This window comes from Steroidobacter flavus (genome assembly GCF_042651805.1).
In the GTDB taxonomy this organism is placed as follows: Bacteria; Pseudomonadota; Gammaproteobacteria; order Steroidobacterales; family Steroidobacteraceae; genus Steroidobacter; species Steroidobacter flavus.
This window is the reverse complement of the sequence record NZ_JBHSDU010000014.1, coordinates 975,337-997,524: the sequence shown is the minus strand read 5'-3', so window position 1 is coordinate 997,524 and position 22,188 is coordinate 975,337. Positions and strand designations below refer to the sequence as shown.

The 22,188-nt window shown below is 62.0% G+C and carries 16 protein-coding genes; 15 read left to right on the top strand and 1 reads right to left on the bottom strand.

Annotated elements, in window-relative coordinates:
* The first annotated feature begins 30 nt into the window (after positions 1–30).
* The 7 genes from ACFPN2_RS26820 to ACFPN2_RS26790 all read left to right on the top strand — a co-directional run bounded on the left by ACFPN2_RS26820 (position 31) and on the right by ACFPN2_RS26790 (position 8,589).
* A complete protein-coding gene (locus ACFPN2_RS26820) occupies positions 31–1,209 on the top strand; it encodes a serine hydrolase domain-containing protein (RefSeq protein ID WP_380602365.1) in 1,179 nt (392 codons plus the stop codon).
* Between the two features lie 11 nt (positions 1,210–1,220).
* On the top strand, positions 1,221–2,153 hold the full coding sequence (locus ACFPN2_RS26815; protein WP_380602363.1) for an alpha/beta hydrolase: 933 nt from the start codon (positions 1,221–1,223) through the stop codon (positions 2,151–2,153).
* Between the two features lie 117 nt (positions 2,154–2,270).
* Complete coding sequence (locus ACFPN2_RS26810) at positions 2,271–4,412, top strand: TonB-dependent receptor (RefSeq protein WP_380602361.1); 2,142 nt, start codon at positions 2,271–2,273, stop codon at positions 4,410–4,412.
* Entirely contained in the window at positions 4,412–5,932 is a 1,521-nt protein-coding gene (locus tag ACFPN2_RS26805) for a serine hydrolase domain-containing protein (protein ID WP_380602359.1), read from the top strand. The genes ACFPN2_RS26810 and ACFPN2_RS26805 overlap by 1 nt, the downstream gene beginning before the upstream one ends.
* An 8-nt stretch (positions 5,933–5,940) precedes the next feature.
* A complete protein-coding gene (locus ACFPN2_RS26800; RefSeq protein WP_380602856.1) occupies positions 5,941–7,254 on the top strand; it encodes a CitMHS family transporter in 1,314 nt (437 codons plus the stop codon).
* Between the two features lie 72 nt (positions 7,255–7,326).
* A complete protein-coding gene (locus tag ACFPN2_RS26795; RefSeq protein WP_380602357.1) occupies positions 7,327–7,986 on the top strand; it encodes a DUF6766 family protein in 660 nt (219 codons plus the stop codon).
* Between the two features lie 48 nt (positions 7,987–8,034).
* Positions 8,035–8,589 carry a tyrosine-protein phosphatase gene (locus ACFPN2_RS26790; RefSeq protein WP_380602854.1) on the top strand — a complete coding sequence of 185 codons (555 nt, stop codon included), beginning with the start codon at positions 8,035–8,037 and terminating at the stop codon, positions 8,587–8,589.
* Between the two features lie 6 nt (positions 8,590–8,595).
* Here the strand turns inward: ACFPN2_RS26790 and ACFPN2_RS26785 are convergent, their stop codons facing one another.
* Positions 8,596–8,904 carry a YciI-like protein gene (locus ACFPN2_RS26785; protein ID WP_380602355.1) on the bottom strand — a complete coding sequence of 103 codons (309 nt, stop codon included), beginning with the start codon at positions 8,902–8,904 and terminating at the stop codon, positions 8,596–8,598.
* A 113-nt stretch (positions 8,905–9,017) separates the two neighbouring features.
* Here ACFPN2_RS26785 and ACFPN2_RS26780 point away from each other — a divergent pair, with 113 nt between their 5' ends.
* The 8 genes from ACFPN2_RS26780 to ACFPN2_RS26745 all read left to right on the top strand — a co-directional run.
* Positions 9,018–9,989 carry a threonine ammonia-lyase gene (locus ACFPN2_RS26780; protein WP_380602353.1) on the top strand — a complete coding sequence of 324 codons (972 nt, stop codon included), beginning with the start codon at positions 9,018–9,020 and terminating at the stop codon, positions 9,987–9,989.
* Positions 9,990–10,081: 92 nt separating this feature from the next.
* Positions 10,082–10,690: an RNA polymerase sigma factor gene (locus ACFPN2_RS26775; RefSeq protein ID WP_380602351.1), complete on the top strand. Its 609-nt coding sequence runs from the start codon at positions 10,082–10,084 to the stop codon at positions 10,688–10,690.
* Positions 10,691–10,692: 2 nt separating this feature from the next.
* On the top strand, positions 10,693–11,721 hold the full coding sequence (locus ACFPN2_RS26770) for a FecR family protein (RefSeq protein ID WP_380602349.1): 1,029 nt from the start codon (positions 10,693–10,695) through the stop codon (positions 11,719–11,721).
* Between the two features lie 72 nt (positions 11,722–11,793).
* Complete coding sequence (locus tag ACFPN2_RS26765) at positions 11,794–14,214, top strand: TonB-dependent siderophore receptor (protein WP_380602347.1); 2,421 nt, start codon at positions 11,794–11,796, stop codon at positions 14,212–14,214.
* 4 nt (positions 14,215–14,218) lie between these two features.
* Positions 14,219–15,682 (top strand): serine hydrolase domain-containing protein, encoded by a 1,464-nt coding sequence (locus tag ACFPN2_RS26760; protein ID WP_380602345.1) that lies wholly within the window; start codon positions 14,219–14,221, stop codon positions 15,680–15,682.
* Positions 15,683–15,699: 17 nt separating this feature from the next.
* A complete protein-coding gene (locus ACFPN2_RS26755; RefSeq protein ID WP_380602343.1) occupies positions 15,700–18,897 on the top strand; it encodes an amidohydrolase family protein in 3,198 nt (1,065 codons plus the stop codon).
* A 98-nt stretch (positions 18,898–18,995) separates the two neighbouring features.
* Positions 18,996–20,576, top strand: a complete 1,581-nt coding sequence (locus tag ACFPN2_RS26750; RefSeq protein WP_380602341.1) for an alpha/beta fold hydrolase — start codon at positions 18,996–18,998, stop codon at positions 20,574–20,576.
* Positions 20,577–20,788: 212 nt separating this feature from the next.
* Positions 20,789–22,188: RHS repeat domain-containing protein (locus ACFPN2_RS26745; protein ID WP_380602339.1), on the top strand; the 1,400-nt coding region annotated here is incomplete at its 3' end.

The window sequence follows — 22,188 nt, the reverse complement described above, 5'->3', positions numbered from 1 at the left end:
CAACACCGCTTTTCGAGTAACGAGGATTCCATGCGCACGGTTGATCAGGCAGCAGCGACTCACTTCAACGAGGCCCGGAATGCGGCCCAGGTCCGAGTTCGCAATGCCTATGCGGGCAAGTTGCTGCCGACAGATCTGGTCGATCTGTTCAAGACGCATGAGTGGACCTTCGCCCAGCGAACCATCGCGTGCGGCCCCAATCCATATCCGCTGCCTCGCGCGAGCACGACGCTGGAAGATGTGACCTTTCAATCGAACGGCAAGCAATTCGATCTCGCCGACTATGTCTCGCGCAATCGTGTCGCCGGTCTGCTGCTCATCAAGGACGGCAAGGTGCTGCGGGAACATTACGATCTGGGGATCGATCAGCAGACGCGTTGGCCGTCGATGTCGGTGGCGAAATCGATCAGCACGACCTTGGTCGGCGCGGCCATCCACGAAGGCGCGATTCGCAGTGTCGACGATTTGTTGACGCGCTATCTGCCGGAGTTGAACGGCACGCCGTACGCGCAGGTCACGATCAAGCATCTGTTGCAGATGGCGACCGGGTTGAGCTGGGATGAAGACCAGACCGATGCGCGCTCGCATCGACGCTCGATGCTGGAGTTGCAGCTGGATCAGAAGCCCGGCGCGATCACTCGCTATCTCGCCAGCCGCGATCGCATCGCCCCGTCCGGAGACCGGTGGGAGTACAGCACGGGTGAGGTTCATATCGTCGGCGCGCTATTGCGTGCCACGACCGGCAAGTGGCTGTGCGACTACCTCAGCGAGAAGATCTGGTCGAAGTTCTCGATGGAGCAGCCCGCGCAATGGTGGCTGGAAACGCCGGGCGGACTGGAGATCGCAGGCACCGGGCTGGATGCGACCTTGCGCGATTTCGGCCGCTTCGGGCTCTTCTTCCTCAACGGCGGCTATGCTGGCGGCCGGCAGGTGCTGCCCGACGGCTGGGTGCCCGAGGCGACGCTGTCCCGAAAGATGGGGGACAAACAGGTGCACTATGGTTACATGTGGTGGCCGGTGGCGGCGGCGGACGGAACATTCGCCGACGGGGCGTTCAGTGCGCGCGGTATCTTCGGTCAGTACATCTATATCAACCCGGTCCACCAGTTGATCGTCGTCACGTTGAGCGCCCGCTCCAAGCCGCGCTTCGCCGAGGGCGGCATGCTCGACAACGACTTCTTCAACGGTGTGGTCCAGGCCGTGCGATGAGGGGAGACAGTATGAAACTGTTGCGATCGATCATGGTGATGCTGGGACTGGCAATCGCTGCCACGTCCAGCGGGGCGGCTGACGACTCGAGTCCCAAGAAGCAATTCGAATGGTCCGACGTCGGCAACACGCCGTATCGGGCGGCTCGCCTCGATCCTCGCATGCTCTACACCTTGTTCGTGCCAAGAAACTACGACGAGAACGGCACCAAGGAATATTGGGTGATCGTCGTCGTGCACGGCACCGAGCGCGATGCTGCGGGCTATCGCTCGCGTTACGCGAAGTTTGCCGAAGAGCACGATGCCATCGTGCTGGCCCCGTTGTTCGCCGCGAACACGCAAGCCTCGAACGATCTCGAGAACTACAAGCTGATCGATTTCGCGAACACGCGCTACGACCTGGTGTTACTCAGCATGGTCGACGAGATCGCGGCGAAATATCGGCTGCGCGATGAGCGCTTCCTGCTGTTCGGGTTCTCGGGCGGCGGGCACTTCGCGCATCGTTTCTACTATCTGCATCCGCATCGCCTGTTGGGCGTCTCGATCGGGGCGCCGGGCGTCGTGACATTGCTGGATGACAAGAGCGATTGGTGGATCGGCGTGCGGGACGTGTTACCACGTTTCGGTGTGAAGATGAATTTGCCAGCGATGCGCAAGGTCCCGGTGCAGATGGTGATCGGGGCTGACGACAACAAGCCGTATCCGGGAGACATCGACAAGTCCTCTGCCTACTGGATGGGCGAGGGCGTGGAGGGCGCGAACTTCAACGCCGCCGGCAACTCGCGGGTCGAGCGCATGGTGAATCTGAAACGCAGCTTCGAAGCTGCGGGGATCAATGTCCGTCATGACATTGTTCCCGGAGCCGAGCACGAGTCCGAGAAGCTCGATGCGCAGGTGCAGGACTTCTTCGGAAAAATTCTCGAACGGGCCGGCAAGGCGCGTTGAATCGGCGCGGACGCCACCGCGTCCGCCAATCAAGGACGGGTCAGTTTTTAATTGTCGCAGCCCGACGGCGCGATGCTCTGAACGGCTGCCTGTATACTTAACAAAGGGGAGATCGACATGGTGCGTCATAGAACGATAGAAATCGCCGCGCTGTCAGCCATGGGAGTGCTGGCCACCGGCACGGCCAGTTCGGCGGAAAAGGCCAACACGAGCGGCGGCGATTCGGTGGAGGAGATCACCGTATCGGCCACCCGCTCACGCTTGCCCCAGAATCTCGAATCCGTGCCGGGCTCGGTCACGGTGCTGGACGCTGCGGATCTTCGCGAGCAGACGCAGTTCTCCAACGACCTCGGCGAAGTTCTGCAGCGAACCGTTCCTGGCATGGGCTTGTCGTCGGGCGGCAGCTACTCAAATGCGTTTCAAACTCTGCGTGGTCGCAAGCCCGCCGTGTTCATCGACGGCGTTCCCGCAACGGTGCCGCTGCGAGATGGCGGCCGCGATCTGCGGTTGATCAGCCCTTCGGCGATCGGTCGCGTCGATGTGATCAGAGGTGCGACTGCGATCTACGGTCTCGGCGCCGCCGGCGGTGTTATCAACTATGCGACGCGCGAGGCTCAGCCGGGAGAGAGCGAGCTGCGTACGAGTGTGGGCGTGGGCGGCTCGCTCACGCACCTGAGCGACAGTCTCAACTGGTCTGTCGAACAAAGCGCTGTCACGGCGGGCGATCGGTTCTCGTTCGTCGGCAGCGGTTACTACGAAGCTTACAACTCGCTGTTCGCCGCCGACGGTAAGCGCATCATCCCCGATCCGCAGCGACAGGGCGGTATCGCCGATACCAACACTTATAACTACTACGGCAAGTTCGGTTTCAACATCAACGACAACGCCAGCATTTATCTCTCGACCAACGCGTACCAGAACATCCAGGACACCGACTATAGCGCGGGTACGGTTGGCGTGTTCGGTTCGGTGGCGACCAATTCGATTCGGGCCGAGCCGCCGGGCGAGGACAAGCTCACCAAGAGTCAGACGACTATCCTCCGTTACGTACAGCGCGGCTTGTTCCACGACAGCGAGCTGAACCTGTCCGGCTATTACAACGAGTACGACGCGCGTTACGGCTTCGCGCTGCCGCCGGCGAATTTTCCGCCCAATGGCGGACAGACGCAGATCGAATCCGAACGTTGGGGCTTGCGTTCCGACGTTTATACGCCGCTTACCTTCGGCGGCCGGACCGGCAGTTTGCTCTGGGGCGTCGACTATACGCACGACAACTCGGTGCAAGTGCTGCTCGACGGCCGCGTCTATGTGCCCGAGCTGGTCGCGAAGTCGATTGCGCCGTTCGTGCAATTGGAAATGCCAGTGAGTGACTGGCTGAACGTTCGCGGCGGCGTGCGCTACGACGACACGAAGATTTCCGTCGACACGTTCACAACCATCGCCAGCTCTCCGACGTTGCTCGGCGGTGTGACGGTGCAGGGCGGTGAAGTGGGCTTCGATGGTCTCGTGGGCAACATCGGCGTCGTGACGACGCCGATCAGCTCTGGAGCGTTCGAGGGATTCAGTTACTACGCGGGCTTCTCACAAGGCTATTCGATCGGTGACTTCGGCCGCGCGCTGCGTTCGACGTCGGCGACCAGTGTCGAGGTGTTCAACTTCAAGGCCGATACCGTGAACAGCTGGGAACTCGGCATGCGTACGGACCGCGGCGGTGTGAAAACGCAGTTCGCCGTGTTTTACAGCACGTCTGACTACGGCTCGACCTACAACGCTTTGACATTCGAGCTGACGCGGGCGCCTGAGAAGTTGTGGGGCGCGGAGTTCTCGGTTGACGCCGAAGTGTCGGATGACTGGCAACTCGGCGCATCGGTCAGCTGGGTGGATGGCAAGACGCAGAATGTGACGACCGGCCGGTGGTCGAAGCTCGACACGACTCGTATCGGACCGGTGAAGTCGACGGTGTACATCGACCGCGCTCTCGGCGAAACCTGGAAGGTGCGTGGACAGTTCATGCATTCCGCGCGACAGAGCCGCTTCCCAAACAATCCGGCCGTGTTCGGTCAGGCGGATGTCGAAGCGTATTCGCTGCTGGATCTGTCGGTCAGCGGTCAGTTGGGCCGAGGCGTGCTCGCTATCGCCGTCAACAACGCGCTCAACGAGGACTACTTCACGCCCGACAGCTGGCGTTACGCCAACAGCTCCTACTTCAGCCAGGGCCAGGGCGCGACGATGCGCATGACGTACACCGTGACTTATTGATGAAGATCACGAGGCGGAGCTTCAACTCGCTGCTGCTCGGAAGTGCGGCAGCGAGTGCTTCAGGTTGCGCGTCGGTGGTCCCGGCGCGCGAGCTGGGCGTCGATTCGCGTGCGGTGCTGGCATTTCTCGATGAGGCAGCGGCGCAAGAGATCGAGCTGCACAGCCTCATGCTCTATCGTCACGGTGCGTTAGCCGTTGAAGGCGGGTGGTGGCCGTATCGCAGCGACCGTCTTCACATGCAGCACTCGCTCACCAAGAGCGTCACGGCCTGCGGCGTGGGGTTGGCTATCGCTGAAGGTCGCTTCGGTCTGGAAGATAAGGTTGCCGCGTTCTTCGAAGACGAGTTGCCGGCGAACGCCGCGCCGGCCTTGTCACAGCTGACCGTGCGCGATCTGCTGACCATGCAGACCGGGCACGGAGAGGGCGTGTCCGGTTCGGTGTGGCGGCAGATCACCTCGAGTTGGGTCACTGAGTTCTTCAAGCTGCCGCTGGTGCACGAACCGGGCACAACGTTTGTTTACAACAGCGCCTCCAGCTTCATGCTCTCGGCGTTGATCACACGGACCACGGGGCAGTCGCTTCGGGACTATCTCCAGCCGCGACTGTTTGCACCGCTTGGCATGCAAAATCTGCTGTGGGATCTGGGGCCGGGCGGCATCAATCCCGGCGGCAACGGCTTGAGCTGGACCGCGCTCGATACTTTGAAACTGGGCCGTCTGCATCTTCAAAACGGCCAATGGCAGGGGCGGCAGATTCTGCCCGCCTCCTGGGTGAGCGAGGCCACCCGAGCGCAAGCTCACAACGGTCGGTATGGGTATCATTGGTGGCTGGGGCCCGGCCACGGAATTTATTACGCGGCGGGTTTGTTTGGGCAGTTCTGCTTCGTGTTTCCCGAGCACGACGCGGTGCTGGCCTGCACGGCCGGCACGACCGACGAGAAACTGCGGGATGCTGTCTGGCGCTATTTTCCGGCGGCCTTCGAGAGTGCACGCGGTGGCGATGGCGAACTCGCGGATCGGTGCCGAAAGCTTCGATTGCTTACGCCGCTGACTCTGACTCGCTCGCCCAAATCGAAGGAAATATCCGGACGAAAGTTCGATATGCAGCCGAACGAAGATCGAGTCGTCAGCGTTCAATTCGACTTCACCTCCGAGCGCTGCGTATTCTCAATGCAGGATGCACGCGGCACGCACCGGATCGCGGTCGGCCTGCGTGACTGGATCGAAACGGACACCACCATGACGGGCGGCAAGCTCCATCATCAATATGAGCCCGACAAACTGCGAGTGCTCGCCGGCGGACGCTGGCTCGATGAGCGCACGTTCGAGATGACCTGGCAGTTCGTCGAGACCGCATTTCGGGATACGGTGATCTGCCGCTTCGATGGCGACGCGCTGACTCTCGACCGCAGCGTCAATGTGAATTCCGCCGCAACATCGCGTCCGACGTTGCACGGGGCAGTGCACGCTCTATCGTCCGAGGTCGATGTCGCTCGAGCCGCGTCGAGCGCACATCCTTGAGCGAATCGATGCTGTCGCTACTGGCGTTCGCGATGGTCGCGACTTTCATGGCGCTGATCATGACGCGGCGGTTGTCCGCGTTGGTGGCATTGATCATCGTTCCCACCGTGTTCGGCGTGCTCGGCGGATTTGCGCCTAGCCTTGGCGAGATGATGATCGATGGCGTGAAGCAGCTGGCACCGACGGGCGTCATGTTGCTGTTCGCGATTCTCTACTTTGGCATCATGATCGATGCCGGGCTGTTCGATCCGTTGATCGTGAGAATCGTGAAGTTCGTCGGCAACGATCCGGTGAAGATCCTGGTCGGAACCGCGGTGCTGGCACTGCTGGTGTCGCTGGATGGCGATGGCACCACCACTTATATGATCACGGTGTCGGCGATGTTGCCGCTGTATCGGCATCTCAAACTGGATGTGCGATGCATGGCTTGCGTCATCATCATGGCGGCGGCGGTTACCAATCTTTTGCCTTGGGGCGGGCCAACGGCGCGTGCGGCCAGCGCATTGAAGCTTGACCCGGCCACGGTGTTTCTGCCGATGGTGCCCGCCATGTTGGTCGGTGCCGCGTGGGTGATCGTCGTGGCGTGGTGGTTCGGGCGGCGGGAACGCATTCGGGTGGCGTCGCAGAGCACTCTGGTGGCTGATGTGCTCGTCCAAAGCGATCTCATCTCCGAAGAGCCCGAACGCGATCAGGCCGCGCTGCGCCCGAAGTTGTTTGTGTTGAATCTGTTGCTGACAGCGACGTTGATGGTGATGTTGGTTCTCGGTGTGCTGCCGCTGGCGGTGCTGTTCATGCTCGCATTCGCGGTGGCGTTGATGCTGAACTACCCGTCGCTCGCCGAGCAGAAGCAACGGTTGGCGGCACACGCGGGAAATGCGCTTGCCGTGGTTGCGTTGATTTTCGCGGCCGGCATTTTCATGGGCATCCTGTCCGGCACTCACATGGTCGATGCGATGGCCCAGTCTGTTCTGCGGATGCTGCCGCCGGAACTCGGGCCTTACCTTGCGCCCATCACGGCCTTGCTCAGCATTCCGTTTACGTTCTTCATTTCCAACGACGCTTTCTATTTCGGCATGCTGCCCATCCTGGCGCAGGCCGCTGCCGCCTATGGCATCGAGCCGGCCATGCTGGCCCGTGCGTCTCTGGTCGGCCAGCAGATTCATTTGCTCAGCCCGCTGGTGCCGTCGACCTATCTGCTGGTCGGCATGGCCCGGATCGAATTCGGGGAGCATCAGCGGTTCTCGCTGCGCTGGGCATTGGCGGCCTGCGCGGTCATGCTGGTCAGCTCGCTGCTGTTCGGGATATTCCCTTTGGCAGGGTGATTCGTGCCTGGAGGGATCTCCGCTCAACCCCTACGAATTATTCAGGTTGAGAGAGCGACGCAGGAGACCGGGATGAAACGAATCTGGCGCGACAACGGGCTGTCGCTGGTGCTGTTCGCGCTGTTTTTGCTGTTCTGGGCCGGTCAGGCGGTGACCGGCTGGCTCGATGAGTCGGAAGAGCAGCGGGATCATGGCGCACCTGCACCGACGTTCGTGCAGTATCTCGGCAGCGGCAGTTTCGTGGAAGCGACCGCGGAAAACTGGGAAAGCGAATTCTTGCAGATGTTTGCTTACGTACTATTTACAGTCTTTCTGTATCAGCGCGGCTCGGCTGAATCGAAGTCGCCGGACGAGCCGGAAGAGGTTGATCGCGATCCCCGGCTGAGTCGCAAGCCGGACGCTCCCGGTCCAGTGAAGGCGGGCGGTTGGCGACTTCGGCTGTATGAGCACTCGTTGAGTCTCGCGTTTCTGGCGCTATTCATCGTGTCCTTCGTGTGTCACGCCCTGGGTGGGTTGGCATCGTTTAACGAGGAGCAGCGTCTGCACGGGGAAGCGGAAGTCACGCTCCTGGAGTTCCTGACGCACGCGCGCTTCTGGTTCCAATCCTTCCAGAACTGGCAAAGCGAATTCCTGGCGATCTGGTCCATGGTGATCCTGACGATTTTCCTGCGGCAGCGGGGCTCGCCGGAGTCCAAGCCGGTCGACAGCCCGCACAGTCAAACGGGCGAATGACCGCCGACACTCAGGTAAGATTCGTGCCGCTGACCGAAGGAGCGGCCCCTGAGTCTCGACTACACGGATCCCAATGCGGCGGTCAATTTCCGCGATGTCGGGTTGTTCATCAACTTGATCGCCGGCAGGACGCTGCTGCCTGAACGGCGTCTGCTACGCGGCGGCACCATCAAATGGTTGCAGGACCTCGCGGCCATCGGCCATCCGCGAACGATCTTTTGTTTACAGGGCAGCGCCGACCAGCAGCATCCGCAGATTTGCAATCATCACTTCCCGATTGCGAACGACATCGAGAAGTACGACACCTCTCGGGCCGAAGTACGAACCTGGCTCAGAGGAATCGTGCGCACGGTCGCGAGCGGCACGATCGAATTTCCTCTCTATGTGCATTGTCTTTCTGGAAGAGATCGCACCGGCATCGTGGTGGCGGCATTCCTGAAAATCTGCGGCGCGGACGACGATCACATCGTCCAGGAATATCAATTGAGCGCGGGCGCCGAAAGTCCCGACCCCATTCGGCTGGCACTGGCCGGCATGCAAGATCTCACAACCTATTTCAAAGGGGTCGATCTCGCTCAGGTGCGGGCAGTGCTCACACGCTAGGGCAGATCATCGAGGCGGTGACACTGGATTCACTGCCAGCTCGCCCACGACGGTGGACCACTCGCGCACATACCAGTGAGCGACCAGCCCGTTCTGGACATAAGGATCCGATTTCGCGAAGGCCTCGGCAACCGCTCGCGACTCCCCGCGAAACAGAATGACCGCGCCGTCGGTGGGATCGGCCAGGGCGCCGCCGAGGATCATCTCGTTGCGGGCAATGGAGTCCCAGGCTTTGCGCAGATGAGCGTCCCGGAACTGGGCGCGCTTTTCCACATAGTCGGCGCCCACTTCATAAAACAGCAGAAAGTGCTTCATGCCCGCTCCCCTGGGTTGTTCCGGTCGCTAGTTTGCGCCCGAATCGGCAGCCGCTGCACGTATTCAGTAGATTTTCCGATGAGCGCGGGGCGGAGTTGCCGCATCCTGCAGACATGCAGAGCGTGAGCGCCGATGATGTGAAGTTTGCCGCCCGGCGGCTGGTCGGCCAGGTGCTGGAAACACCGCTGATCCAGAGCGCGGCCCTCGATCGACGCACCGGCGGGCGGATTCTGGTGAAGGCCGAATGTCTGCAGGTGACGGGATCCTTCAAGTTTCGGGGCGCGCTCAATCGGCTCATGCAATTGGGGGCCGAACAGCGGCGCGCCGGCGTCGTTGCGTTTTCTTCCGGCAATCATGCGCAAGGCATAGCGGCGGCGGCACAGCGGCTGGGAATTCCGGCCACTGTGGTCATGCCGCGCGATGCGCCGGGGATCAAGATCGAGAACGCGCGAGGCTACGGAGCGGAGATCGTCTTCTACGATCGCATCACCGACGTCAGGGAAGAGATCGCCGATCGACTCGCGCGCGATCGAGGCGCAACCGTGGTTCCTTCCTTCGACGATCCCCACATCATTGCCGGGCAGGGCACGGTGGGGCTGGAGATCGTATGGCAGGCTCGCGCGCTTGGCATGGAGCTGGACGCGTGCATCGTTCCAACCGGCGGCGGCGGGCTGCTCGCTGGCACCTGCCTCGCCATCAAATCGGAGAATCCTGGGGTCGATATCTACAGTGCGGAGCCGGCGGGCTTCGATGACACCGCACGCTCGCTGCGTTCGGGCCGACGCGAAACCAATCCGCCCGGTCCCGCCACCATCTGCGACGCGTTGATGGCGCCCACGCCCGGCGTGTTGACATTCGCCATCACCGGTACTCAGCTGGCGGGCGGGTTGACGGTGACCGACGCAATGGTCATCGACGCGATCCGCTTTGCCTGGCGCGAGTTGAAGCTGGTCGTGGAGCCGGGCGGCGCGGTGGCACTGGCGGCGGTGCTGTCGAATCAGATCGATTGCCGGGGCAAGCGCGTCGTGGTCGTGTTGAGTGGCGGCAACGCCGACGCCGGCAGCTTCGCCCGCTGGATTACCTGAAGCCGCGCCATCCGGTATTGTCGGGCCGGGGAGGGCCGCTTTCCGCGAGTTGATCGTCATAGGTCCGCGGGGAGTGCTGACGTGCCTAAAACATGAGCCTAGAGCCTGATCAGCGGCGACAAGCGGAACCGGCGGGGACTGCGGCGGACCGGAATCCGTCCGTTGACTCGTCGGCGGACCACTATGGTGTGGTCCGGCAGCTGTTTCGCGAGCACAACCGTGCGCTGGTCAATTTCCTGAGGACCCGTGTGGCCTCCGAACAGGAGGCACAGGATGTGGCGCAGGAGGCGTATGTCAAATTGCTCCAGCTGCATCAGCCCGGCGCTGTCAGTTTCCTGCGGGGCTATCTGTTCCGGATCGCCGCCAATCTCACCGTCGATCGCGCCCGACACACTGTTATCCGCCATCGCTATGCCCGCGAGCAGGTCGATGCCGGGACGCTAGATGACGTCACCGGGCTGGGGGCGCTGGATGTTCAAGCTATCACGACAGAGGAATTCGAGTGCGCGGTGACGGCTTTGAACGAGTTGTCGCCGCGCTTACGCCAGGCGTTCGTGAAGCACGTGGTCGAGGGTTACAGCACCAGTGAAATCGCCGCCGAGCTCGGGGTCGACGAGCGCACGGTACGCAAGTTCGTGACCCGGGCGATGTTGCATTGTCGAGAGCGCATCGAAGCGGATGGTTCGAGACAAGGAGAATGAACATGGAACTCAAGCGCGCGAACGATGCCAGCGAGAGCCCGTACGAACTGGCGGCCGATTGGCTGCAGCGGCTCGACGATCCCGAGCTGAGCCAGGAAGATTTGCAGGCCTGGCTCGAATGGTTCGAGGCTGCCGATGACCATCGCAAGGCGTTCGAGGAGCTGCAAACGATGCGACAACGCTTCCGCGTGTTGCCGCCGCGAGATCGTGAAGAGCTGAAGCGTCGGGTCGAGCCACCGGTGCGCCGCCGGAGATTCGCAAATGTCTGGCCGCTGGCGGCCGCCATTGGCGCGATGGCCGTCGGCGCGGGGTGGTGGATTGCTCAGACTCACGGCACGAACACTTATGCGGCCGCCGAGAATCGTCATCGCACAATCATGCTCGATGACGGCTCGTCGCTGGTGCTCGGCGCGAATTCAGTAGTCGATGTGACTTACTCGCCGACGCGTCGTTTCTTGAATATTCAGCGGGGCGAAGCGTACTTCGAAGTGGCGCACAACCGGTTCCGTCCATTCATGGTGCAGGCGGGCGAGGTGCGCGTCACCGCGGTCGGCACTGCTTTCAATGTGCAACGTCGCTCCGATCAAGTCACGGTCACTGTGACGGAAGGAAAGGTGCGCGTCACTCGAGGTGACGAATCGCCTCGAGCGACAACCACGGTGTCATCCGGCACGACGCGTACGATTGAGACTGAGCGCGTGCTGGCGATGGGGCAGCAGGCCGTGCTTCCGATCGCGACGACGGCGGAAACGCCGCCGGCTGCAACGGTCGCGCCCGACTGGTCCGGCGATCACGCGCGCTTTATCGATACGCCGCTGCGCGATGTGCTGCCGATCATCAATCGTCATGCGTCGACGCGATTGTCTATCGAAGACCCACGGGTCGCCGATCTGACTTACTCGGGCACCATCTTTCGCTCGCATGTCGATGAGTGGATCACTTCTCTACCGCAAGTGTTTCCTGTGCGCGCAGTGACGTTGCAGGATGGCTCGGTGACGCTCGTCAGTCGCGAGCGCGGCGCCGAGCCCTGATCCCCAGGGCCGCTTTTTCTCTCTGACTCGTCATTACGGCGTACAACCAGAACGAATCGGGGAGAACGTTTCATGCAGCTCAAGACACTGACCCTGTTGGCACCGATCGCGGTGTACTCGACGTGGGCGGGCGCGGCCGATATTCGTGAGCGTGAAGTCGATTTCAAGATCCGGCCGCAGCTGCTGGCGAGCGCGCTGCTGGATTTTTCGGAGCAGGCCAAGCTGCAGGTGATGTCGCAAGGCGTGAATCTGGCGGAGCGCAAAGCGCCGGGCGTGTCGGGACGTCTCACCGTCGCGAATGCGTTGAGCATGTTGCTGGCCGACAGCGATCTGAGCTTCGTCGAAACCGCGCCGAACACGATTGCCATCACGCCGAGTCACCCCGCGACTACCGTTCCAGCATCGAATCGCAATTTCATCCGACTCGCGCAAGCGAAGCCGATGCCCGCCGCCGCGCCGGCGCGGCCAGTGGAGGAGCTGCAAGAAGTCGAGGTCGTCACCGTGTACGGCCGAGGCGCGCAGGCAGCGACGATTCGCGAAGTGCCGCAGACCGTCGCTGTGTTCAATCCGGAAATCATCGAAGTGCTCTCGGGCCCGCACATCGATGACGTGATTCGTTTCCTGCCAAGCGCCAACAATCTGCTCGGCGACTACGCCCTCGGCAACAACTTCAACATTCGCGGCTCGGGTCCGAGCTATGCCTATAACGGCATGATTCCGAGCCCGGTGAAGCCGGGGCGCATCGGCCTGGTGAATGTCGAGCGCGTGGAAGTGTTGAAAGGCCCGTCCTCGATCACTTATGGATCGATGCAGCCGGGCGCGGTGATCAACATCGTCACCAAGCAGCCCACCAGCGAGTACTACTCGCAGCTCGGCGTGGAAGTGGGCAGCTTCGATACCTACGGCGGCTCGCTCGATCTCGGCGGTCCGCTGGGTGACAACGTCGGTGCCCGCGTCAATGCGTCTTATCAGGATCGCGGCGCGCCGTTCGATCACTGGCGGCAGGTTACGACGGTGGTGGCGCCGGTCGTGTCGTTCGATCTGTCCGATCGCACCCTGCTCACGATCGAAGGTACGTTCGACAGCATCAGTTCCCCGAATGGCATCTACGACGGTCGCATTCCGACGGTAGGCACGCTGTTGCCGGCGCCGAATGGCGAGATTCCCATCGAGACCAACACCGGCTATTTCGCCGGTGTCACCCAGCAAACCGAAGAATACAAAGATGTCGGTGCGCGCCTGACGCACGAGTTCACCGACAACCTGTCGATGAATGTACAAATGACGTGGGCGGACGTGCACCGCTGGGGCGTGGACGGATTCGGTGCCGGCTTGACAGCGAACAATCGCACGATCACGCGCACGATCACGCCGCGCGATCAAGGTTCGAAGAGCTTTACCGCCGCGATCAATATCGCCACGAACTTCGATACCGGATCGGTGCAGCACAAGGTGATCGCCGGTGTGGACTATCTGTCGTACCGGTCCTTCGGCAAGCTCGGAACCTACGCGCCCGCAACCGGCACCATGCCGCAACTCGACGTCTACGATCCAGACTACTCGGTGCTGACGCCGCTGCGTTTGACCCGAACGACAGAGTCGCTGTTCACGTCGAGCACCGATGCGGCGTTCATTCAAGAGCGTGCGACCATCGGCGATCTGTCGCTCGTGCTCGGTGGACGCTATACGGATTCGCAGGCGGAGACCTATACGACGCAGGTGGCCACCGGCGTCAGGACGCGTGCGCCGGACACGATTGCGAAAGAGTGGTCGACGCAAATCGGCGCGCTCTATGACTTCACCGACGCGTTCATGATGTACGCGAACCGTAGCACCTCGTTCTCGCCGCGTTCACCCGTGCTCATGCGAGACGGCACTTACTTCACGGCGCCTGAAACAGCTGTGCAGTACGAAGTGGGGGCGCGCTATCTGGTGCCGGGAACGAGCACGGCCATCAACCTGGCCATCTATCACATCGTGACGCCTGACGTGCTGGTGCGCGACCCGGTGGATTTCAATTTTTTCATTCCGGCCGGCGAGCTGACCTCGAAAGGCGTGGAGCTCACAGTGGCCGGGCATGTCGCTCCGGGCGTGACCGCGATGGCCTCGTACGGCTACAACCCGACCGAAGTGACCAAGTCGCCCATCCCCGGGCAGGAAGGCCTGGAATTCCAGAACGCGCCCGAGCAGACCGCGTCGCTGGTGACCCGTTATGACTTTTCGCAAGGAACGATGGACGGGCTGAGCCTGTCGCTGGCCACGAACTACGTGGGCAAGCGCTGGGCCGAAGCCACCAATCAGCGCGAGCTGCCGGCGTACACGCGAGTGGATCTCGGCCTGCATTACCGGTTCAACGACAGCATGGAATTCAGCCTGCAGGGAAACAACTTGACCGACGAAGACATCTACAGCGGCTTCCAGACCGCGGTCATCGCTCGCAACGCCGGTCGCAATTACATGTTCAGCGTCAGGTTCACGCCGACGGCGCTTTGAAATCATGCGTGCCAAAATTTCTCTGCGCGGCTCTGCGTTGACGTTGCTCGGCCTGAGCGTTTCGGCGGTCAGCCTGGCGGACGCCGACATCGACATTGCCATCGACAAAGTTTTCTCCAGTCAGGATTCGACGCGCGGCCCCGGCTGCGCCGTCGGCGTCATGCGCAAGGGGGAGATCGTTTTCCAGCGCGGCTATGGCATGGCGGACCTCGAGCAAAAGGTGCCAGTCACGCCGCGGACGGCGTTCTCGATCGCGTCGATCTCCAAACAATTCACCGCGACCGCCATTGCGTTACTGGAAGAGCAGGGCAAGGTCTCGGCGGACGACGATGTTCGCAAGTACGTGCCGGAGTTGCGCGATTACGGTCACGTCATTCGCATACGGCATTTGATTCATCATACGAGCGGCCTGCGCGATTACAGCAATCTGTGGGGACTGTCGGGCCGCAATCGTTCCGCGCCCATTACGCGAGGCGAGGCGCTCGATCTACTGGCGCGCCAGAAACAACTCAACTTCGTTCCAGGCGAGCAGTACTCGTACAACAACTCAGGCTATCTGTTGTTGGAAGTCATCGTCGAGCGTGTCAGCGGCCTGTCGCTTGGCGAGTTCGCTGCGCAATACATCTTTCGTCCTTTGGGCATGCGCCATACGCTGTACTACTACGGCGATCGCACGGCCACGCCGAGCAACGACGACACGGTGCCGATTATCGAGAACCGTGCCCAACCGTATCTGAAGACCGCCAGTGGCGAGTATCGCCTGGTACGCACCAGCTACGATTCCATCGGTGCCGGCGGCGTGATCACGACGCTCGAGGATCTGGCGCGCTGGGACGCAAACTTCTACGACAACAGACTCGGCAAAGGCGGTCCGGCACTGATCGAGCGGTTGACGAGGCTCCGGCCGCTCAACGGCGGTCAGGAAGGCACTTACGGCTACGGCTTGATGATCGAGCAGTATCGCGGCGTGCCCACGGTTTTTCATAGCGGCGGCGCGGGCGGGTACAGCGCATTCCTGCAGCGATTCCCGAACCAACAACTCAGTGTCGCGGTTCTATGCAACGAAGGCCGCCTCACAGTCGGCAAGCTCACGCGCAGCACTGCAAACGTATTTCTGGGAGAGCAATTGCCGGTGCCCGCCGCGGAAGAGCTGCCGGACTCCACGTTGGCGGACATGATGAAACGTGTGAATGCGGCCGGCCCGCCGGATTCGAAGACGATGTCCGAGTACGTGGGCGAGTATTTCAGCAACGAGCTCGATACCACGTTCCGTGTCGCGGTGAAGGACGGCAAGCTGCTGGTCACCGCGGGCTATGCGCCACCGCGCGAGCCGAAGCGATTCGCGCCGGACCAATTTTTCTATGACGGCGTGAATCGCTTGACCTTTAAACGCGACGGCCGTGGCCGCGTGACGGGTCTGCAATTCAACGCGGAACGAATCCGTAGCCTGGATGCGCCGAAGCGCTAGTGGCCGGCGAAGCAACGATGAAGCAGATCTGCGCTGTACTCGTGGGACTATTGGCGTTCACCCAAGCGCTCGCCGATTCGCGGCAGGTGCGTTTCAGCACCGACGAAGGCACCTGGATATCGCTGGACGTTGCACCCGATGCGTCCAGCATCGTGTTCGAGCTGGTCGGCGATTTATATGTAATGCCCGTCGGCGGCGGCCACGCGCGGCGACTGACCGACGGACCGGCGTTCGACGCTCAGCCACGTTACTCGCCGGACGGTCGTTCGATTCTGTTCGTGAGCGATCGTAGCGGTGCCGAGAATCTGTGGACGCTCGATGTCGAAACGTCCGCCACACGCGCGCTCACTCGAGAGACCGGCGCATTCTTCATTTCGCCGGAGTGGACGCCGGATGGCAAGCAGATCGTCGTCAGCAAGAGCACCAAGGATGTGAGCCACGGTCGTCACTATCAGCTGTTTGTATATTCGGCCGACGGTAGCGCTGCCGCCCGACAGTTGACCGGTGCCGACTCGCGTCAGCCGCCGGGCTCTTTGGCGGTGCTTGGTGCCGCCTTCGGCAACGATTCGCAGCGCCTGTTTGCGGCCTTTCAAGTGAAACCGAAATGGCCCAGCACGGCGACCTGGCAGATCGGCACTGTCGATGTGGCGAGCGGAGTCGTCAAACAACTGACGGAAGAGCTGAACAGCGCCGTACGCCCCATCGTCAGCCCGGATGGCCGCCACCTGATCTATGCAACCGAGTGGGAAGGCCGGACGCATCTGAAATTACTGGAGCTGGCCTCGCGAAAATCGCGCTGGCTGGTCTCCGATATCGATCGTAGTGCCAGAGAAACGGCGCCTCGTCGGGACCTGTTGCCGAGCGCAGCGTTCACGCCCGACGGCGATGCTCTGATCTACTCGAATCATGGCCGCCTCTGGCGCGTCGCTCTCGCGGACGGCGCGATCAGGCCGGTTCCGTTCACTGCCGATGTGGACGTGCAGTTGGCTCCGCTTGCGCACTTCGAGTATTCCATCGATGAGCGACATGTCGATGCGCGTCGGATAGAGCAGCCGCAGTTGTCGCCGGATGGGAAGATGCTCGCGTTCTCGGCGCTGGGGCGCATCTGGATGCAAGACATGCGCTCTCGCTCGCGCCCCCGTCAAGTCAGTGACGAAGGCGACACCGCGTTCTTTCCAACGTGGTCGCCCGATGGTCGTTGGCTTGCGTATGTGACCTGGAACGATCTGCAGGGCGGCGGCATCTCTCGCGTGGACGTGCAAGGGCGACGGCCGCCGGAGCGATTGCCGGTGGCCAATGACTTCTATGAAAAGCTGGCGTACTCGCCGGACGGCCGACGATTCGTGGCGGCCCGCTCGCTGTTCAATGAGCGTTTCAGTTTCTACAACGAGAATCTGGGCATCGGGCGCGGCAACAGTCGCGAGCTGGTGTGGTTGCCCGCCGAGGGCGGTGCCGCCACCGTCATCACTCATATCAATCCGGTGACTTATTGGGGCGCGTCGTCTCACTACGGCCGTCCGCATTTCAGCCAGGATACGACGCGTCTATATTTCACAGACCCGGTGGATGGACTGGTCCGTGTCGCTTGGGATGGCTCACAGCGCGAAGCGGTGCTGCGTATCGAAGGGCCGGGATTTGCAAAGCAGGAGATCGCAACCGAGATGATGTTGTCGCCCGACGGCACGAGAGTGCTATCGATGGTGAACAATCAGGCGTGGTTGGTGGATCTGCCGGTCCGGGCGCAGTCGGAGCCGAAGCTCAAATTGCCCATCGTTGTGCTGCCCGCCGATTCGCCGGCGTTGCCGTCGCGGCGACTGAGCCGTCAGGGGGCCGACTTCCCGCAATGGAGCGCCGACGGTCGCACGGTGACCTGGTCGCTTGGCAGCACGTTCTTCATTCGAGATATTGCAACCTCACGCGATGAGCGCCATGACGTTCTCGTCCGCGTGCCGCGCGATGTTCCCAAAGGATCCATCGTCCTGCGAGGCGCACGTGCGATCACGATGCGCGGCGACGAAATCATCCAGCCCGCCGACATTGTGGTGACCGACGATCGAATCGTCGCGGTAGGCGCGCAAGGAACGCTGCGGGTTCCGAAGGACGCGCGAATCTTCGATGTCACGGGCAAGACGATTCTGCCGGGCTACGTGGATGTGCATTGGCATGGCGCAGCGCCTTGGGGTGTTCATCGCACGCAAGTTTGGGAGTTCCAGGCGAATCTCGCCTATGGCGTCACCGGCATTCGCGATCCACAGCCCGCCTCGATGGACGCGTTGACTTACGGCGACCGGATCGCGAGCGGCGAGGTGCTCGGCCCGCGTTACTTCACGACGGGGCGGGGCATCTTTGTGAACGATGGCATTCGCAGTCCGGAGGACGCACGCGATATCGCGGAACGTCATGCGAAGTTCTATCGCACGGAAACGCTGAAGGACTACATGACCAATGCCGACCGTCAGGTACATCAATGGCTGATGGCAGGCGTGCGGGAGTACAAGCTGACGCCGACGGCGGAAGGGAACAGCGACTTCAAGTGGAGTCTGACGCGCGTTTTCGACGGATTCAGCGGTCAGGAGCATATGACGACCGCGACCCCGTTCTATCGCGATCTGGCGCTACTGTTTGCGAACAGCGGCATCACGATCACCCCGACGGTGCTGGAAGGGCAGCCGGGCGGGCAGGATCGGCTCGAGCGCTTTGTGCATGAGCACGGACTGCATCGGGATGCGAAGGTCCGGCATTTCTTTCCGACCGCGGAGATCGAAGCGCTCGAAGTGGCGGCTCGCAAAGGACCGCTTCAAAGCACATACACGTCCGCCGAACTCATGGCCCAGCCGTTGGCGGTGCTCGCGGCTGGAGGCAAGATCGCGCTTGGCGTGCATGGCGCCATCCAAGGATTGGGTGCGCACTGGGCGCTGTGGACTTATGTCGATGGCGGCATGCGACCTCACGACGCGCTACGCGCCGCGACTATCGTTGGCGCCGAAGCCATCGGTCACGGGAAAAACTTCGGCTCCATCGAAGCGGGCAAGCTGGCCGACCTGCAGGTGCTGGAGGGCGATCCGCTGCAAGACATCCGGCAATCGCTGTCGCTGCGTTACGTGATGATCAACGGGCGTCTGTACCAGACGGACGAGCTCGATCAAGTGTGGCCGCAAGCGAACCAACTTAGCCCGCAGTGGTGGCAGCAGGAGCCGCGGGTCCGCACGCAATGACTCGAATGCCAAGTTGTCGAAGCAGGCGGCTAAGCTGTCGGGTCGCAATGCGTATCAAGCTGACTCGTTGAGTTGCCCATTGTTGCTCGAGGTTTTCGATGATGACATGCGCGTGGCTGAAACGGCTGGCGGTATCGACCGCACTGTGCGCGGTGCTGTATTCGGTGCCGGGCCTGAGTCACGACCTGATCGTGGCGCCGGACCTGATTCGCATGGGGGGCGAGCCGGCGTTGGAGGCCGAGCGCGGTCTGATCTTCGTGCCGGAGAATCGCGCCGATCCGGCCAGTCGCAAGATAGCTGTGCATTTCCTGCGCTTCCGTGCGCTCGCGGCGCCGGCCGGTGCCAGCGAAGCGAAACGCGCGCCGGTGTTCCTGATGGCGGGCGGACCCGGCAGCGATTTCACTTTTACGAATCGATGGGAACGCGAACAGCTGCGCCTTCTGCGCGCCACGCGCGATGTGATTTACGTCAGCCAGCGCGGTAACCCTCGCGCACCCGGACTCGTGCCGGCGATGACGCTGCCTCCGGCCACGCTCCCGTTGGATCTGCCGGGCTCGGCGGAGCAGACCCGTCAAAGTCAGCGATCCACGCTCGAGTCGGCGTTGCAGGAGTGGACTCGCAGAGGCGTCGACCTTCGCGGCTATGACATTCTCAATATCGTCGACGATCTGCACGATGTGCGCGCCGCGCTTGGTTACGACAAGATCGTTCTGCGCGGCTGCAGCTTCGGTTCGCAGTGGAGCCTTTCTTATCTCAAGCGATGGCCGCAGACGGTGGACCGTGCGTTGCTGAGCGGCGTCGAACCGCTCAATCACACCTATGACGATCCGCGAGGCCTGTGGGCTTCGATGGTTCATCTCGCGCAGCTCGCGGAAGCCGATCCGTCATTCGCCAACTATGTGCCGCGGGGAGGATTGATCAAGTCGTTGCAGAATGTCTTGCAGCGTCTGGAAGCACAGCCGGCGAAGGTCGAGATCGAAGAGCCGAAGACCGGGCGACGGGTGCAGATCACGGTGGGCGCGGACGATCTTCGCGACCTCGTGCGCAATCCTAATGGTTTCTCTGCCGGCACCCGGCTGGACAGCCTCGCGAACTGGCCGCGATTCCTTGCCGAGCTGGACGCCGGCGATTATCGCTATCTGGCCGCGAAGACTTGGGAAGCTCGCACCAGCACCGAGCGTCGGCCGCTGATCCTGTTCTTGATCGATAACAGTCTCGATATCACCGCGACGCGCGATGCGTATTTGCGTAAGGCGCCGGAAGAGAAATGGCTCGGCGACATCAACGATTACTATCACAACACGCGGGACATGACGCCGACCCGCAGAGTCGCTGACGACTTTCGTGCCGACTCGTCCATCGACGTGCCGGTGCTGCTGCTCAACGGCGACCTGGACTGGTCGACGCCGATCGAGAATTCCCGGCACCTGCGCGGTTTCCTGAAACAAGGTCATCTGCTCGAGATCGCCGGCGGCACCCATTGCACCGAGATGAACGAAGTGATGGCCCAGCAGCCCGAGCTGATGCAGAAGGTTTACTCGTTCATCGATGCCGACTTCGAGACCACACCCGCCAAGCAGTTCTTTGCATCGATGCCGAAGCAGGCGTCGCTCGCGCCTCTGAAGTTTCAGGCCGTGACCGGGCCTTCGCTGTACGAGCAGTGGCGCGGGCAACGATAAGACGCTTTACGACCTTGGGGGAGGGCAACGGCGACGGATATTTCCCAGCCGAGCCCTGAACCGCTGCATGAATGAGCGGATACTGGGCGCCGCCGCGCTTTTTTTTTCCGCTCGTCACTAAACCGACCTTCGAAACCCTGGATTTATCTGGAAAGCCGAGCCACGACGCCGTGGTCGCGGACATCCATTACGAATTCTGAAAGGGTTGCGACATGGTAGCGGTAGTCAGCGGGTCGGGACTGGGTCTGTTCGGCTCTTCGGTGACGACGTTGGGGGGCGTGGGCGCATCGGGCAGCGCGAGCTTGGGACGCGGCACCGATCGCGTATACGCCAACAGCACCACCGGCAACCTGGTCGTTCAGAGCCAGGACGAGCGCTTGAGCGCGCTGGGCCTGGACCTGTCGCTGGTCCGCACCTACAACTCGCAAGGCCTGCTCGATGACGACAATGGCGACAACTGGCGGCTCGGCGTGCACCAGCGCGTGCACGGATTGGCCGGCGGGGCGCTCAATACCGCCGGCAGCACCATCAGGAAGGTGTTCGGCGATGGTCGCGAAGTGCTCTACACATACAACGTCGCACAGGCGCGATACATCAGCACGGAAGGCGATGGCGCGCACGACACGCTGACCAACAGCGGCGGCACCTGGACCTGGACCGATGGTTCCGGCCGCAACACTGAAACGTATAACAGCTCCGGCCAGCTCACGCATTCGCGCGACGCCGATGGCAACACGGTGACCTACGCCTATACGGGAAATTTGCTCACGTCGATCGCCGACGCTTCCGGCCAGACCACCTATCTCGACTACACCGGCAATAACCTCACCAGCATTCGCGTGGTGAGCGACGGCCAGACTCAGACGCTGACCCGCTACTACTACGACAGCTCGAATCGCCTGCGGCAGGTCGTGCTGGATCTGAGCCCGGCCGACAACACTGTCTCGCTGGTCGATGCGAACAGCGACGGCCTGTACGAGTCGGTCAACGATCAGATGTATGTGACGACGTACACCTACGATGGCACGAGCCGCCGGATCGCGAGCATCTCGCAGGGCGATGGCAGCTCGGTGTCATTCACCTATCAACAGGTGAGCGGGCAGTATCGCGTGCGCACGTACACCGATGCCGAAAATCGCACGACGACGCTGACCTATAGCGAGTCAACCGGCGGTACGGGCTCTACTCAGGTATCGGCGAATCCGGCGGCGCTGTCCACCACCCATACCGAAAATCGCAGCCTGAACAGCGGCGCGCTCACGTCCTTGCCTGGCGCTGGGACGTGGACAGCGGCACAGCTGTTTGAGACCACCAATGGCGCCGCGGCGGGTGCATCGAGTCTGGCGTTCGATGCCTACGGCAATGGTTTTGGCGCGTGGATCTTCAGTGGCGGCGTCTATGTGCGGCGCTATGACGCGGCGAGCGCGCAATGGTCAGCGGCGGTTCGTGTCGATAGCGGGACCGTCACGTCGAGCGCCGTGCAGGTGGCGGTCGATCGGGCGACTGGCAAAGCGGTGCTCGGATGGATACAGAGCACGGGCGTGGCGGTTTCGAGCTACGACCTCGCGACTGGCACGTGGGGCGCCGTGCAGCTGATGGCGTCCAGCGACAA

Excerpts from the sequence above, each read along its gene's own strand:
- ACFPN2_RS26755 (WP_380602343.1), top strand. The coding sequence starts at position 15,700 with ATGAAGCAGATCTGCGCTGTACTCGTGGGACTATTGGCGTTCACCCAA.
- ACFPN2_RS26805 (WP_380602359.1), top strand. The coding sequence starts at position 4,412 with ATGAAGATCACGAGGCGGAGCTTCAACTCGCTGCTGCTCGGAAGTGCG.
- ACFPN2_RS26770 (WP_380602349.1), top strand. The coding sequence starts at position 10,693 with ATGGAACTCAAGCGCGCGAACGATGCCAGCGAGAGCCCGTACGAACTG.
- ACFPN2_RS26760 (WP_380602345.1), top strand. The coding sequence starts at position 14,219 with ATGCGTGCCAAAATTTCTCTGCGCGGCTCTGCGTTGACGTTGCTCGGC.
- ACFPN2_RS26750 (WP_380602341.1), top strand. The coding sequence starts at position 18,996 with ATGATGACATGCGCGTGGCTGAAACGGCTGGCGGTATCGACCGCACTG.
- ACFPN2_RS26795 (WP_380602357.1), top strand. The coding sequence starts at position 7,327 with ATGAAACGAATCTGGCGCGACAACGGGCTGTCGCTGGTGCTGTTCGCG.
- ACFPN2_RS26820 (WP_380602365.1), top strand. The coding sequence starts at position 31 with ATGCGCACGGTTGATCAGGCAGCAGCGACTCACTTCAACGAGGCCCGG.
- ACFPN2_RS26775 (WP_380602351.1), top strand. The coding sequence starts at position 10,082 with ATGAGCCTAGAGCCTGATCAGCGGCGACAAGCGGAACCGGCGGGGACT.
- ACFPN2_RS26780 (WP_380602353.1), top strand. The coding sequence starts at position 9,018 with ATGCAGAGCGTGAGCGCCGATGATGTGAAGTTTGCCGCCCGGCGGCTG.
- ACFPN2_RS26810 (WP_380602361.1), top strand. The coding sequence starts at position 2,271 with ATGGTGCGTCATAGAACGATAGAAATCGCCGCGCTGTCAGCCATGGGA.
- ACFPN2_RS26800 (WP_380602856.1), top strand. The coding sequence starts at position 5,941 with ATGCTGTCGCTACTGGCGTTCGCGATGGTCGCGACTTTCATGGCGCTG.
- ACFPN2_RS26815 (WP_380602363.1), top strand. The coding sequence starts at position 1,221 with ATGAAACTGTTGCGATCGATCATGGTGATGCTGGGACTGGCAATCGCT.
- ACFPN2_RS26785 (WP_380602355.1), bottom strand. The coding sequence starts at position 8,904 with ATGAAGCACTTTCTGCTGTTTTATGAAGTGGGCGCCGACTATGTGGAA.
- ACFPN2_RS26765 (WP_380602347.1), top strand. The coding sequence starts at position 11,794 with ATGCAGCTCAAGACACTGACCCTGTTGGCACCGATCGCGGTGTACTCG.